General features: G+C 33.5%; 11 protein-coding genes. 6 read left to right on the top strand and 5 right to left on the bottom strand.

Translation table 11 applies throughout. The annotated features are described in order from the left end of the window. Positions 1-178 precede the first annotated feature (178 nt). The 4 genes from H7350_RS00510 (at position 179) to H7350_RS00495 (ending at position 6,495) form a co-directional block, all read left to right on the top strand. Entirely contained in the window at positions 179-2,389 is a 2,211-nt protein-coding gene (locus H7350_RS00510) for a S9 family peptidase (protein WP_204343914.1), read from the top strand. Positions 2,390-2,430: 41 nt separating this feature from the next. After that, on the top strand, positions 2,431-4,002 hold the full coding sequence (locus tag H7350_RS00505) for a peptide MFS transporter (RefSeq protein WP_204343913.1): 1,572 nt from the start codon (positions 2,431-2,433) through the stop codon (positions 4,000-4,002). Between the two features lie 71 nt (positions 4,003-4,073). After that, positions 4,074-5,858, top strand: coding sequence for a peptide MFS transporter (locus tag H7350_RS00500; protein ID WP_204343912.1), 1,785 nt, complete (start codon positions 4,074-4,076; stop codon positions 5,856-5,858). 88 nt (positions 5,859-5,946) lie between these two features. Next, positions 5,947-6,495, top strand: coding sequence for a thioredoxin family protein (locus tag H7350_RS00495; protein WP_235989233.1), 549 nt, complete (start codon positions 5,947-5,949; stop codon positions 6,493-6,495). A 1-nt stretch (position 6,496) separates the two neighbouring features. Here H7350_RS00495 and H7350_RS00490 read toward each other — a convergent pair whose 3' ends face one another. Both H7350_RS00490 and H7350_RS00485 read right to left on the bottom strand, forming a co-directional pair. Continuing rightward, positions 6,497-8,539 carry a ComEC/Rec2 family competence protein gene (locus tag H7350_RS00490; RefSeq protein WP_204343911.1) on the bottom strand — a complete coding sequence of 681 codons (2,043 nt, stop codon included), beginning with the start codon at positions 8,537-8,539 and terminating at the stop codon, positions 6,497-6,499. Positions 8,540-8,578: 39 nt separating this feature from the next. Continuing rightward, positions 8,579-9,094 carry a C40 family peptidase gene (locus H7350_RS00485; protein ID WP_204343910.1) on the bottom strand — a complete coding sequence of 172 codons (516 nt, stop codon included), beginning with the start codon at positions 9,092-9,094 and terminating at the stop codon, positions 8,579-8,581. Between the two features lie 169 nt (positions 9,095-9,263). Here H7350_RS00485 and H7350_RS00480 point away from each other — a divergent pair, with 169 nt between their 5' ends. Continuing rightward, positions 9,264-9,602 carry a hypothetical protein gene (locus tag H7350_RS00480; RefSeq protein ID WP_204343909.1) on the top strand — a complete coding sequence of 113 codons (339 nt, stop codon included), beginning with the start codon at positions 9,264-9,266 and terminating at the stop codon, positions 9,600-9,602. Here H7350_RS00480 and lpxB read toward each other — a convergent pair. The 3 genes from lpxB to surE all read right to left on the bottom strand — a co-directional run bounded on the left by lpxB (position 9,587) and on the right by surE (position 11,812). Further along, positions 9,587-10,696, bottom strand: a complete 1,110-nt coding sequence (lpxB, locus tag H7350_RS00475; protein ID WP_204343908.1) for a lipid-A-disaccharide synthase — start codon at positions 10,694-10,696, stop codon at positions 9,587-9,589. The genes H7350_RS00480 and lpxB overlap by 16 nt on opposite strands. A 62-nt stretch (positions 10,697-10,758) precedes the next feature. Next, positions 10,759-11,043 (bottom strand): hypothetical protein, encoded by a 285-nt coding sequence (locus tag H7350_RS00470; RefSeq protein WP_204343907.1) that lies wholly within the window; start codon positions 11,041-11,043, stop codon positions 10,759-10,761. Next, entirely contained in the window at positions 11,033-11,812 is a 780-nt protein-coding gene (surE, locus tag H7350_RS00465; RefSeq protein WP_204344922.1) for a 5'/3'-nucleotidase SurE, read from the bottom strand. The genes H7350_RS00470 and surE overlap by 11 nt, the downstream gene beginning before the upstream one ends. Before the next feature lie 214 nt (positions 11,813-12,026). On the opposite strand from surE, the gene H7350_RS00460 reads away from it, so the two are divergent. Then, positions 12,027-14,213, top strand: coding sequence for a carboxy terminal-processing peptidase (locus H7350_RS00460; protein WP_204344921.1), 2,187 nt, complete (start codon positions 12,027-12,029; stop codon positions 14,211-14,213). The last annotated feature ends 1 nt before the right edge of the window (position 14,214 follow it).

Raw genomic sequence — 14,214 nt, 5'->3', positions numbered from 1 at the left:
TGCTGAAATTTATAATTTACAACCCTTTGCATCTGGTGAAATACAAAATACAAAGATACTATTCTCGGTATTATTTTTGATGCATTAAATGAATATTGCATATTTAACACAGTGTAGTTACTGTTTTTTGCATTATTTTTAGTAAACTTGACATTATTTTGTCAAAAAAATAGCCTCTATGAATATATTGAAATCCTTCATGTATATTGTTTTTTTTGTAACGACTTTAGTGTCAGCACAACAAAAAGAAATAGCACTCGAAGAGATTTGGAATGATGCCTTTAAAACGGAAAAATTAACGGCCTTGCACTCGATGAAAAACGGAAAACAATATTCTGTTTTAAATTCAGGAAAACACAATTCACAAATCGATATTTACGATTATAAAACCTTAACTAAGGTTGCAACTTTGGTCAGTTCAGAACAACTTGAAGGGATTGAGATGTTTTCTGATTATAAATTTAGTGATGATGAAAAAAAAGTGTTGTTAGCAACTGATGTAGAATCAATATACAGACATTCTAAACTGGGTTATTACTACGTTTATGATACTGTGTCTGAAAAACTAATGCTAATTTCAGAAGCAAAAATACAAGAACCTACATTTTCCCCTGATGGAACTAAAGTTGCTTACGGTCTCAATAATAATATCTATTATAAAGATTTAGACTCAGGAAAAACCACTCAGTTGACTTATGATGGTGAGAAAAATAAAATTATAAATGGTATTACAGATTGGGTGTATGAAGAAGAATTTGCCTTTGTGAAAGCTTTTGAATGGAATGCTACAGGTTCAAAAATTGCATTTTTACGATTTAATGAGGAAGATGTACCAGAATTTTCAATGGATATTTACGGGCAAGAATTATATCCAACACAGCAAGTGTTTAAGTATCCAAAAGCTGGAGAGGTAAATTCGGAAGTGTCCTTACATGTTTATGACCTGGCTAGTGATGAAGCTAAGGAAGTGGTTTTAACTAAAGCTTATGCCGATTATTATATTCCACGATTTAAATGGACTAATGATGCCAATGTATTAAGTGCTCAATTTATGAACAGGCATCAAAATGAATTGGATTTATGGTTGATTAATGCTGAAAATTTAAAAGGTAATTTGGTTTTAGCTGAAACCGATACAGCATATATTGATGTGACTTCTAATTTAACTTTTTTAAAGGATAATAGTTTTATCTGGACCAGCGAAACAGATGGTTATAATCATATTTACCACTACGATAAAAGTGGAACGCTCATCAACCAAGTCACTTCAGGTAATTGGGAAGTGACCAGTTATTATGGGTACGATACTGATACTGAGCGTATATTTTATCAATCTACCGAAGATGGTTCTATCAATAGAAGTGTGTACTCAGTTAAACTTAACGGGAAACAAAAAAAGCGTCTTACAAAAGACGTTGGAACAAATTCTGCTGCATTTAGTACAGATTTCACATACTTTATCAATACCTATTCGAGTGCTGAAACTCCACCAGTTTATACCTTAAACAACGCCAAGACAGGTGATGTGATAAAACTTATCATAGACAATGATAAATTAGTGCAGAAATTATCTGATTATGACATTTCAGCTAAGGAATTTAGTACGATAAAGATTAATGGGTATGATTTAAATATGTGGACAATCAAGCCTTCAAGTTTTAATGCGTCTAAAACTTATCCTTTACTGATGTTTCAATATTCGGGTCCAGGATCTCAGAAAGTAGCCAATTCATGGAATGGCGATAAAGACTACTGGCATCAGCATTTGGCCCAGCAAGGTTATATTATAGCTTGTGTAGATGGTAGAGGAACTGGCTTTAAAGGTGCTGCCTTTAAAAAGGTGACTCAAAATGAATTAGGAAAATACGAAGTAGAAGACCAGATTGCAACCGCTAAGCAATTGGCAAAATTACCGTATATTGATGAGCATAATATAGGTATTTGGGGTTGGAGTTATGGTGGTTTTATGAGTAGTAATGCCTTGCTTAAAGGAAATGATACCTTTTCTATGGCAATAGCAGTTGCTCCTGTAACAAGCTGGAGATTTTACGATACTATTTATACAGAGCGCTATATGATGACACCTGAGGAAAATCCTTCAGGCTATGATGAAAATTCACCAATTAATCACGTTGATAAATTGGAAGGAGCATTTTTATTAATTCATGGCTCTGGCGACGATAATGTACATGTACAAAATACGATGCGAATGGTAGAAGCGCTTGTTCAGGCTGATAAACAGTTTGAATGGATGATTTACCCTGATAAAAAACACAGTATCAATACAGGTGCAAATACTAAAACACATTTATATAAAAAAATGACCCGTTTTATTCATGAAACTTTGGGAAAAGATAGAAAAAGCCAAAAGGAGTCAGAAAATAACTAGTCGAAATAAATTCATAAAATAACTAACTAATATTATAAATTATGTCAGCAACTGAACTCAAACCACATCAAAAAGAGCTATTTGGACAGCCAATAGGTCTTTATATTTTATTCCTTACTGAAATGTGGGAGCGTTTCTCTTATTATGGAATGCGTGCACTTTTAGTACTTTATATGACATCTTCAACGCTCGGAACAGATCCAAGGGGAGCAGGATTGGGATGGACAAGTAAAGAAGCATTAGCACTTTACGGATGGTATACAATGTTGGTTTATGTGATGTCAATTCCTGGCGGAATGATAGCAGATAAATTAATCGGACAAAAGAAAGCGGTTTTATATGGCGCAATTATTCTGTGCCTAGGACATGGTGTTTTGGTGATGACAGATATCTGGGCGTTTTATACAGGTTTGGGTCTGGTAATTTTGGGAGTTGGATTGTTAAAGCCAAACATTTCTACTATGGTTGGTGGACTCTATAAAGAAGGAGATATCCGAAGAGATAAAGGCTTTAGTATATTTTATATAGGCATTAACTTAGGGTCTTTATTGGCAACAATGATTGTAGGTTTAGTTGTTTTAAAATGGGGATGGCATGCAGGATTTGGTCTTGCAGGAATCGTAATGCTTTTAGGATTGATGAACTACTTATACGGTCAAAAATACTTAACACAAGTAGGAAACTTTGTACCACCTAAAAAAGATGATCCAAATGAGATTTCTTATGGGAAATTGTATGGGAAACTATTTAAGTCACCAACACAGTTGGTATTTACAATTATCTTATTAATTGCATCTGTTTGGGGCTGGTATACTCTAGAATGGGGTTATGGCTTGTTATTTATATTTCTAACGGCTGTAGTAAGTTTATTAATGATGATTTATAAAGAATTAGACTCGCAAATTTATAAAGATCGATTTATGGTATTGCTGTTGTCTTTTATAATGGTAATTGTCTTTTGGGGCGCTTTTGAACAAGCAGGAGGCCTTATGAACTTATATACAGATACAAAAATTGATCGCGAATTATTTGGTTGGACAATACCTACGGTCATGTTTCAAAGTTTGAATGCAGGATTTATTATACTTTTTGCAACAGCCGTAGCATCATTTTGGGCGAAAAGAAAGCTAAAAGGAAAAGAAGGATCTTCACTCTTTAAAATGGCTTTAGGAATTATAATTATGGGCTTTGGTTTTCTGTTTATGGTATTTGCAGCTATGGAATATGAAAAATCAGGAACATCAAGTATGATTTGGTTAGTACTAGCTTATTTATTTCATACCATTGGTGAATTATGCTTGTCGCCTGTTGCGTTATCGTTTATTACAAAACTAACACCAGTAAAATATGCCTCTTTAATGATGGGTGTATACTTTGCTGCGACCGGATTAGGAAGTAAAGTTGCTGGTATCGTTGGAGAAGCTGCAAGTGATTTTGGCGAGTATACTATTTTTCTAGGCATATTGATATTTACTGTAATAGTAGGTACGTTATTTATTTTAATTCTGAAACCACTTAAGCGTTTAACTCATGGTGCTGAAGACAATGAGCGTATCATGCATAATGATGAGACAGAAGGGTTTGAATTAGCAGACCCAGAGATTAATAACTAAACATAAATTCTTTAAACCCTAGCCTATATCTAAGTGCTAGGGTTTTACTATTCTAACTAAATATTCTTCCTATGAATACTGATATTGAAAATCTATTTAAAGACAAAGTTATTGGGCATCCTGCTGGATTGTTTGTGATATTTTTTACCGAAATGTGGGAACGTTTTTCATTCTATGGAATGCGAATTCTTTTGGTGCTTTTCCTTACAGCTCCAATTATAAGTGATAACCCTGGATGGGAATGGCCGCGAGAACATGCCTTGTCACTCATTGGTACTTACGGTGCTTTATTATATTTAACACCAATAGTTGGCGGCTGGCTTGCTGATAAATTTACAGGCTATAAATGGGCAGTAATTATTGGTTGCTTTATCATGATGCTAGGGCATGCAGCAATGGTATTTGAAACACCTTGGTCTTTGTATTTAGGTCTTGCTTTATTAATCATAGGAACTGGTTTTTTTAAGCCTAATATGACATCGATGATATCTGAAATGTATAAAGGCAAAGAATCTAAAAAAGATGGAGCTTACACCATTTATTATATGGGTGTAAACGCAGGAGCCTTTTTTGGAATGATGCTTTGTGGTTATTTAGCCGAAAATATAGGTTGGAGTTATGGTTTTGGTTTGGCTGGGATATTTATGTTATTGGGATTAATTCAGTTTTGGTTGGCTAAAGACTTATTTGGTCAAATTGGGGAAAGACCTACTAAAATACATGAAGTTGAGCTACCTCAAAACATTACTGAAGAGAGTCCGAAAGCACATGTTAGAGACGATGATGCTGAAAAGTTAAATCCATTTACGACCTTAGATAAGGTTCTAATTGCTTTATCTTCATTGGGCGGCTTACTCTATCTTTTCAATGACCCCTTGTCAATTATAGGAGATGTCGATCTTTTACCATTTTCTATTGGAGATATGAATGGTTCAAATGTTACTATCCTAGCCTCATTAGCTTTGTTTCTGTATTTAATAATTTCAAGAATTTCGAGGTATTCAAAAATTGTTAGAGATCGAATTATAGCCGTGTCTGTTTTTGGTGTTTTTACTGTGTTCTTTTTTGCTGCTTTCGAGCAATCACTAGGGTCGATGACCTTATTTGCTCGTGATTATACTGAACGTGCACTTACAGGTAGTTCTGCAACAATTTTCAAAATTATAGATTTGATTCTAACGGTTGTACCACTTGCAATCATTACTTGGGTGTTGTATTTACTATTCAAAAAGACGTATAAAAAAATTCCTTACTCAAATATAGTATTAGCACTTACTTTTGTGTTTTTATGGTACGTTGTGTTTTATAAAGTGAATAACGAATTCAGTAAAGATGCTACCGAAGTACCAGCATCATGGTTTGGAATATTAAATTCCTTCTTTATCATTACGCTAGCACCATTCTTTTCAAGGTGGTGGGAAAGCAAATATAACCCGAGTGCTGCCATGAAATATGGTATCGGATTGATTCTCTTAGGTTTAGGATTTGGAATATTAGTGTTTGGTACTATGGGCATTCCGCAAGGTGCAAAAACAGCCTCTGTTAGTATGATATTTTTAATATTAGCTTACTTATTTCATACCATGGGCGAACTATGTATTTCACCAGTAGGCTTATCTTACCTTAGTAAATTGGTTCCTGGTCGTATGATTGGATTTATGTTTGGTATCTGGTATCTAGCGATTGCTATTGGACAAAAGTCTGCAGGAAAAATGGGAGGAATGATTGATAAAATCACTGAAGAGCATTCACTAAGTACATTCTTTTTAATCTTTACATTAGTTCCGGCAGCCGTTGGTCTTATTTCAATGGTGCTTAATCCCGTACTGAAAAGATTAATGCATGGTGTACGATAATCGAATAAAATCGTTAAAATAACGCAAAATGCTCCTCATTAGGAGCATTTTTTGTAAGTTCGGAATAACTTTTGCAACGAATCAGATTATGAAGAAAATAGTTTTAATATTTGCAGTCGCATTGATGACATCAATCACTGCATCAGCACAAGAAATTAACTGGATGACTTTTGAAGAGGCTCTAGAGGCTCAAAAGAAAAAACCTAAAAAAATTATGATGGATGTCTATACCAACTGGTGTGGTCCTTGTAAAATGCTCGATAAAAACACCTTCCATAATAAGGATGTTGTTGACTATGTTAACAAAAATTATTATGCTGTAAAATTTAATGCCGAAGGGAATTCAACGGTAAAATATAAAGGGATTACGTATACGAATCCTAATTATAAAGAAGAATTAAAAAACCGTAGAAATGGGAATCACGAGTTGTCTAATGTTCTAGGAATTAGAGCCTATCCAACTATAGTGTATTTTGACGAACAAGGTGAGAAAATTCAACCTATAAGTGGTTATATGAAGCCACAACAAATTGAATTGTATTTAAAGCTATTTCATACCGATGATTATAAAGCCATCAAAACTCAAGAACAGTTTAATGCCTATTACAAAGCATTTAAGCCTGAGTTTAGCGAATAATTCAGTCATTTTTTAATATAAATGCTCCCTTTGTACCTGTATGGTGGAAAGGGAGTTTTCGTTTTAAACAGGTAGCTTCCCATCGCTTAACGTAAGACTTGTAATTGCTGCCGTCGGCTATGATTAGTTTTGGATTAATGGAATCGATCATGCGCTCTAGATTTATTCTTGGCGAATTTCGAAGTAATACATAATCGACTCCAAAGGATTTAACGTTGTAAACACCTAAACTATCTATGACGAGTATGATATTATTCTGAAATTGATATACCGAAGTCAAACTGTCTGTAGAACTACTTGTAATAAAATTTCCGATGATGTAATTGTCAATTGCTCGGTCTTTGGATGCTGTTAAACTATCAAGATTATGATAAGTTTTCAGTTTAGAATGCTCCTTTTCTGCTATAAGACTGTATCTGCTTTTATGAAAAACAGTAAAGGTGTGGTTGGCATTTTTATAATTTGAATAAATCCAAACCCCTTGAATAGCCAACACTGAGCATAACAAAAACATAATAGTTCTGAAAGTTTGCTTTTTCCAGAATAATACTGAAGATACTATTAAGAGGTAACAAACCAGGACATGTTCAATATCAAAAGCTATTGATTGTAGTAAAAAGGTTTCTTGTCGGGCTACCCAATCAACAATCGTATTCATTAAACTTATAATACTTCCGTAGATATTTGCTAATATATTGGGTAGTATATTGAATATTGCTAATACAATGACTACTATTCCTAAACCCAGTATAAGACCTAAAAAAGGAATGATAGCCAGATTGGATACAAAAAATAAACCTGGAAATTGATGAAAATAGTATAGGCTTATGGGTACTACACCAAATTGAGCTGCAATAGTTACGGTAAAAATCTGCCATAAATAGTCTAGGGCTTTCCATTTGGGTATCCATAATTTATATAATAATGGTTGAATAGAAACTATGGCAAAAACAGCCAGATAACTCATTTGAAAACCAACATCAAATAAAAACATCGGTTTACATAAAAGTAATATAAACACTGAAATTGATAAGGTATTATATATATTGGTTTGACGCTTTAAATGCATAGCTATAGCAACAATGCTAAACATTGTTACCGCTCTTGTTACCGACGCAGAAAGTCCAGCAACAATAGCAAAAGTCCATAATAAGAAAATGATTAAGCCAACTTTTATAGGTTTGCCAAATTTTAGATGTTCAATAGGTTTTAAGAAAGCGTTTAATAATAATAAAATAAGACCTACGTGTAATCCTGATACAGCTAGAATATGAATGGCTCCAGCGTTTGCATAACTGTTGTAGATGTCTTTGCTCATGTCTTGTCGTTGACCGAGTAGTATAGCATTGATTATGGCTAATTCTGAAGCTTTGAAATTATAGGTGCTTAATCTTTTATTGATAAGCTCACGAAATGATGCTGCATAGCCAGATAATGTCTTTTGATTTGATTTTAGCTTTAGTAAATAAGATGATGACGTAAAAATTTGATGATAGATGTATTGCTTTTCTAGATACGATTTATAATCAAATTGATTCGGATTTAATGCTTCTCGAATAGATTCCAGATTTGAAAAAGTGACTAGCATATCATCAGTTTGATAGTCTGGATTTATGCTGTCTTTTTCTACATTTAATAATAACTTACCACTAGTAGGTGTCTCATTTATCTTAATAATATTTACGACATATTTATTGTGATACATGCTCGGTTTTAGACGTTCTTTTATTCTAAAAGTAATTGTTAGTATTTCTGAAGAATTAAATTCAATATGGTTAGAATAGTGTTTTTCAAAATTTTTATGATCGTGTAGGTTTAAAGTCAGAATGCCGAGACAGAACATGACCATATAAGTTGTAATGCCAAACCATAGCGTTTTTTTAAATTGTTTATTAGCTAATAAGTAGGTTAGAATGAAACCTGTCAAAGCTAATGCGATTGCATACAGTGAAAGTATTAATGATATGGAAAATATATGAGAAAGGAGTATGCCCAGACTAAGACAGCCTGTTAGCTTTATTATGGTATAGTTTAGAGGCTTCACACCTCAAATATAGTAAATATTCTATATGTAGAAAATAATCTACAACATACGTCTAGCTTGTACGTAGGCTAGGTACCAATAACGTTCAGATAATTTAGAAGTAATCACTCCTCTGCTGGTTGTTGAGTGAATAAACTCCACATGTCCTGGTCTGGTTTTAGTTACAATACCTACGTGATTCACTTTTCGGCTATTTTTTTTGGTTGCAAAAAATAGCAAATCACCTTCTTGAACATCTTTAACATCTATCCATTCACCGCGTTTAGATAAATCGGCAGTTGTTCGTGGTAAAACAATGTGTTCTTTCTTAAATGCAGTGACTACAAGTCCAGAACAATCCATGCCTCGTTTTGTAGTGCCTCCATATTTATAACGTGTACCTTCAAAGGTTTTGGCATAGTCAATAATATTTTTAATTTCTTTTGAGGATACTGTGGTTGGAGCAGCTGGACGCTTGGTTGTAGTTGTTTTACTTTTTTTGGTGACCACACGTTTCGAAGATTTACAACTCGTAAAACCAATAATTAAAATTAGAAGTAGGATAATTTTTCTCATAGATAGCAAATAAAGTTTAAAAATATAGATTTCTGTGAGTTTTGCTATAGGATAATGTATGTGTTTTCAACAATCTTATTTACAGCACTAAAAAAATGTTTTAGTTAGGATGTAATTATACTAAAGCATTCGCCATTTTTTTTGTAAATTAGAGTTAAAGACAAAACTTATGAGTTTATTAGCCTATAATATTATTGGTAGACTTTATGGTAATAGATTTGAATCTATGTCACTCAAAGGCGTTACCATGATGTTGTTAGCCTTAGGGTTTTTATTGTTGATAGGAAAACTAATGCGAAAAGACCCTTTACAGTTTCCTAAAGCAAAAAACTTAGAGTTAGAGCACTATACTTTCGGTTTTGAAGAAACACATACACAAATAAAGACAGTGTCTTTACCAACTAAGATTGTGTTATTTGTATTAATAGTTATATTACTATTCTCACCTTTGAAAGAATTGTTGAGAATAGGCTTTTATGATTATTATTGGACTTATTTGTTACCTTGAAAAATTAATTTAGCAACCTTGTCGCTGGCACCTTTTCCACCTAGCTTTTTCTCTAAATCGTAATAGTCTATAAAAAACGTAATACGACTATCCTCATCCAAAATACGCTCTAGTTCTTTTTTGAGGCGCTTTTTATTTAAATCACCTTGAATTAACTCAGTCACTACTTCACGATCCATAATTAAATTAACGAGTGATATAAATTTAAGGGTAATGATACGTTTAGCAATTTGATAAGAAATAGCGTTGGCTTTATAGCAAACCACTTGTGGGACTTTAAATAGTGCTGTTTCTAAAGTCGCAGTACCAGAAGTTACCAAGGCAGCAGTAGATACACTTAATAAATCGTAGGTTTTATTAGCAATGTATGCAACATTGTCTTGTTTGATAAAAGGTTTGTAAAAACTATATTCCTGACTTGGAGCTCCAGCTATGACAAACTGATAATCTGGAAAATCGTTAACCAAACTCAGCATGACGCCTAGCATTTTTGTGATTTCTTGTTTTCGGCTTCCTGGGAGTAAAGCTATTATCGGTTTGTCAGATAAACTATGTTCGGCTCTAAATTTATATTCACTAATTTGGGTTCTATCAGCAATGGCATCGATAAGCGGATGACCTACAAAATGAACATCATAACCATAAGAATCATAAAACTTCTTTTCAAAAGGAAGAATCACATACATAGCATCAATATCACGTTTGATTTTTTCAACGCGACTAGCTCTAGATGCCCAAACTTGAGGCGAAATATAATAATGAGTACTGTAGTTCTGGGCTTTTGCCCATTTCGCAATGCGAAGGTTAAATCCAGAATTATCTATAAAAATAATGACATCAGGCTTAAAAGCATCTATATCCTGTTTGCAAAACTTAATGAGTCCTAATATCTTTTTCAGATTGAGAATCACTTCAGCAAAACCCATAAAAGAACGCTCTTTGTAATGTTTTACTAATGTGCCTCCAACTGCTTGCATTAAATCGCCACCCCAAAATCTAAATTCAGCATTTACATCTTGTCGTAATAGTGCTTTCATTAAATTGGAACCGTGTAAATCTCCAGAGGCTTCGCCAGCAATGATATAGTATTTCATAGATTTAAAATTTCAAAATCCAAATTTCAAATTTCGAAATTAATGGTAATCAGTTATTTCGTTTAAACAAATCTAATAATTAAGGTGATAACCGCAACGACAATAGTTGCAATAAGTACACCTCTGGCTCTTAAATCTTTCTTTTGCTTGAGAAAAAGAAAAAAAGCACCAAGATTTAATATGGCTCCCATACTTACTAATTTGGTTAATACGCCATTACGAATAGCAATATGAAGTGAGTCGCCTACCGAATTTCCTTTTCCGAAAATAAATAAGGTAAGTAATAATCCTATAGCACTTGCAAGTAAGCCTACTAGGATTCCAATAATTAGTTCTTTATTTTTCATTAAAATTCCATGTGTTTAATTTTTGAATACTGTGATGCGCTGTCAAATCAAATTGAATAGGTACCACAGAAACATAACCATTTGCTAAAGCCCATTCGTCTGTGTCTTCGCCAAGATCAAGGTTTACAAATTTTCCTGTAAGCCAGTAATAATCTTTTCCATAGGGATTTTGGCGTTTGTCAAACTCTTCTTCCCAGTTTGCTAATGCCTGTCTGCAAATCTTTATACCTTTAATAGCGCTTTTCTCTAAATTTGGAAAGTTAACGTTTAGAACAGTTCTTCTATCTAGACCATGTTTAAGTACATGTTCAGAAATGGTCTTTACATAAGATTTGCAATGCTCAAAATTGGCACTCCAATTGTAGTCACAAAGTGAAAAGCCTATAGCAGGAATATCTTCAATACCAGCTTCAATAGCTGCACTCATAGTTCCAGAATAAATCACATTTATTGATGAGTTAGAACCATGGTTAATTCCTGAGACGCATAAGTCTGGTCGTCGTTTTAGTATTTCTCTAACACCAAGTTTTACGCAGTCTGCAGGAGTTCCAGAGCAACTGTATTCCTCCTGTGGTCCATCGTCAACAGTAATTTTTTCAATGTGAAGTGTTGAGTTGATTGTAATCGCATGACCCATTCCGCTTTGAGGACTATCTGGAGCTACAACGACAACATCACCAATGGTGTTCATCACTGTGATTAGAGCTCTAATTCCTGGTGCGGTAATTCCGTCGTCATTAGTAACTAAAATAAGTGGTTTTTTTGACATAGAAAGATCTAAATTCATAGAGTTACAAAAGTACGCAAACACGCTCGAAATTCCTATAAATAAAGGTTTAACAAAAATTTATTAGCTTGCTTTTTTTATGGCATGGTTTTTTCTTTTATTTTAGTAGAAATTATGTAAATTATCTACTGTGAGTTTTAGCAGCGTATTAGTGTGCTGTCATTCTCATTTTACATTAAAAAATATGATAAATATGATGAAGAGGAATTATAAACTGCTGCTGTTAGTATTACTATTAGCTTTTGCCTCATGCAGTTTTACGACAAAAAAATTTGAAGATCCTAATAAAGATAAACTGTTAATTCAGTTGATTACCTATGTGCTTGAGCAAGGACATTTTAACCCTCAAGAGATTAATGACCATTTCTCTGAAGAGGTTTTTAGTGATTACCTAGAACAATTAGATCCATTCAAACGTTATTTTTATGCTTCAGACATTAAAGAGTTTGAAAATTATAAGCTTCAGTTAGATGATCAAATCAATGCTTATGATATCAGCTTTTTCAATTTAACACATGACCGTTTACTAAAACGAATTGAAGAGTCTAAAGCGGTTTATAAGGAAGTATTGTCTGAACCTTTCGATTTTTCGATACCTGAAGAGTTTTCTACAGATTATGATAAGTTAGGCTATGTAACGAATAAAAAAGATATGAAAGAGCGTTGGAGAAAACAACTCAAATTTTCTACAATAGCTAATTATGATGATTTGCTTACAGATCAAGAACTCATGAATTCTAAAACTGCTTCAATTGATGGAATGAGTGATGCAGATAAAGAAAAACTTGATAAACAAAACGCAAAAAAAGAAAAGAAATCACTTAAAGAATTAGAAGAAGAAGCAAGAGCGGTTACCATGAGATCTCTTGATGAACTCTATGACTTTATTGATGACAGACAACGCAAAGACTGGTTCTCAGTTTATATCAATGCGATTGTTGAAGAGTTTGATCCACATACATTTTACTTTGCTCCAGAAGATAAAGATCGTTTTGATGTAGCTATGTCTGGTAATTTTGAAGGTATTGGTGCAAGACTCCAGAAAAAAATGGATGCCATTACCGTAAATGAAATTATAAGTGGTGGACCAGCTTGGAGACAGAATGAATTAGAAGTTGGTGATCAGATTATGAAGGTGCGCCAGGAAGGTGAAGAAAAACCTGTTAACATTGTAGGTATGCGTCTCGATGATGCTATAAAATTTATTAAAGGTCCTAAAGGAACAGATGTGACTTTAACCTTGAAAAAAGTAGACGGAACAATCGAAGATATCACAATCACTAGAGATATTGTAGAATTAGAAGAAACTTATGCGAAGTCTTCTACAGTAATTAAAGACGATAAAAAATTCGGAGTTATTAACCTTCCAAAATTTTATGTCGACTTTGAAGATTATAACAAGCGTAATGCAGCTTCAGATATTAAATTGGAAATCGAAAGATTAAAGGCTGAAGGTGTCGAAGGTTTAGTTTTAGATTTAAGAAACAATGGTGGTGGTTCTCTGCAAACTGTTGTTGATATGGGAGGATTGTTTATTGATGAAGGTCCGATCGTTCAGGTCAAAACAGCAGGAGAGCCTAAAGAAGTCTTAAAAGATAGAGACAAGTCTATTGTATGGGATGGTCCTTTGGTTATTCTTGTAAACGAATTATCAGCTTCTGCTTCTGAAATTTTAGCAGCTGCTATGCAAGATTACAAGCGTGCTATTGTTATTGGTAGTAAGCAAACCTACGGAAAAGGAACAGTACAAAACGTTTTGGACCTAAACCGAATGGTTAGGCAAAATAATAATGGAGATATGGGTGCTTTAAAATTTACAACTCAAAAATTCTATAGAATTAATGGAGGTTCTACACAGTTAGAAGGTGTTAAAAGTGATGTTGTTGTTCCAGATCGTTATAGTTATATTGATATCGGAGAGAAAGATCAAGAAAACCCATTAGAGTGGGATAAGATTGGTGCTGTAGATTATACACTGTGGAGTAGCTATTATGATTATGATACAACGATAGCAAAAAGCAAAAAGCGAATGGCAAACAATGAACAGTTAAAGTTGATAGATGCCAATGCGCAATGGGTTAAAAAAATCAGAGATAGAGAAGTGTACTCATTAAACTATGATGACTATAAAAAGGCTTTGCAGAATAATGAAGAAGAATCTAAGCGTTTCGAAAAACTGTCAGATTATAAAACAAACTTATCATTTCAGTCCTTACCTTATGAAATGAAATTAATGGACAAAGATTCTGTGCTTAAAGAGAAGCGTGAACGTTGGCATGCAAGTTTAAGTAAGGATGTTTATATTGAAGAGGCATTAAATGTATTGAATGACCTTAAAATGACTTACGAAATTAAAAAAGTAGCAACATCAGTAAAAAACTAAA

Origin of the sequence: Psychroserpens algicola, assembly GCF_014526325.1 — a bacterium.
GTDB classification, from domain to species: Bacteria; Bacteroidota; Bacteroidia; order Flavobacteriales; family Flavobacteriaceae; genus Psychroserpens; species Psychroserpens algicola.
This window is presented reverse-complemented; position numbering and strand designations above follow the sequence as displayed.

Coding starts and splice junctions, on each gene's coding strand:
- surE (WP_204344922.1), bottom strand. CDS start 11,812: ATGTCAAAAAAACCACTTATTTTAGTTACTAATGACGACGGAATTACC.
- H7350_RS00510 (WP_204343914.1), top strand. CDS start 179: ATGAATATATTGAAATCCTTCATGTATATTGTTTTTTTTGTAACGACT.
- H7350_RS00495 (WP_235989233.1), top strand. CDS start 5,947: ATGAAGAAAATAGTTTTAATATTTGCAGTCGCATTGATGACATCAATC.
- H7350_RS00480 (WP_204343909.1), top strand. CDS start 9,264: ATGAGTTTATTAGCCTATAATATTATTGGTAGACTTTATGGTAATAGA.
- lpxB (WP_204343908.1), bottom strand. CDS start 10,696: ATGAAATACTATATCATTGCTGGCGAAGCCTCTGGAGATTTACACGGT.
- H7350_RS00485 (WP_204343910.1), bottom strand. CDS start 9,094: ATGAGAAAAATTATCCTACTTCTAATTTTAATTATTGGTTTTACGAGT.
- H7350_RS00505 (WP_204343913.1), top strand. CDS start 2,431: ATGTCAGCAACTGAACTCAAACCACATCAAAAAGAGCTATTTGGACAG.
- H7350_RS00500 (WP_204343912.1), top strand. CDS start 4,074: ATGAATACTGATATTGAAAATCTATTTAAAGACAAAGTTATTGGGCAT.
- H7350_RS00460 (WP_204344921.1), top strand. CDS start 12,027: ATGAAGAGGAATTATAAACTGCTGCTGTTAGTATTACTATTAGCTTTT.
- H7350_RS00470 (WP_204343907.1), bottom strand. CDS start 11,043: ATGAAAAATAAAGAACTAATTATTGGAATCCTAGTAGGCTTACTTGCA.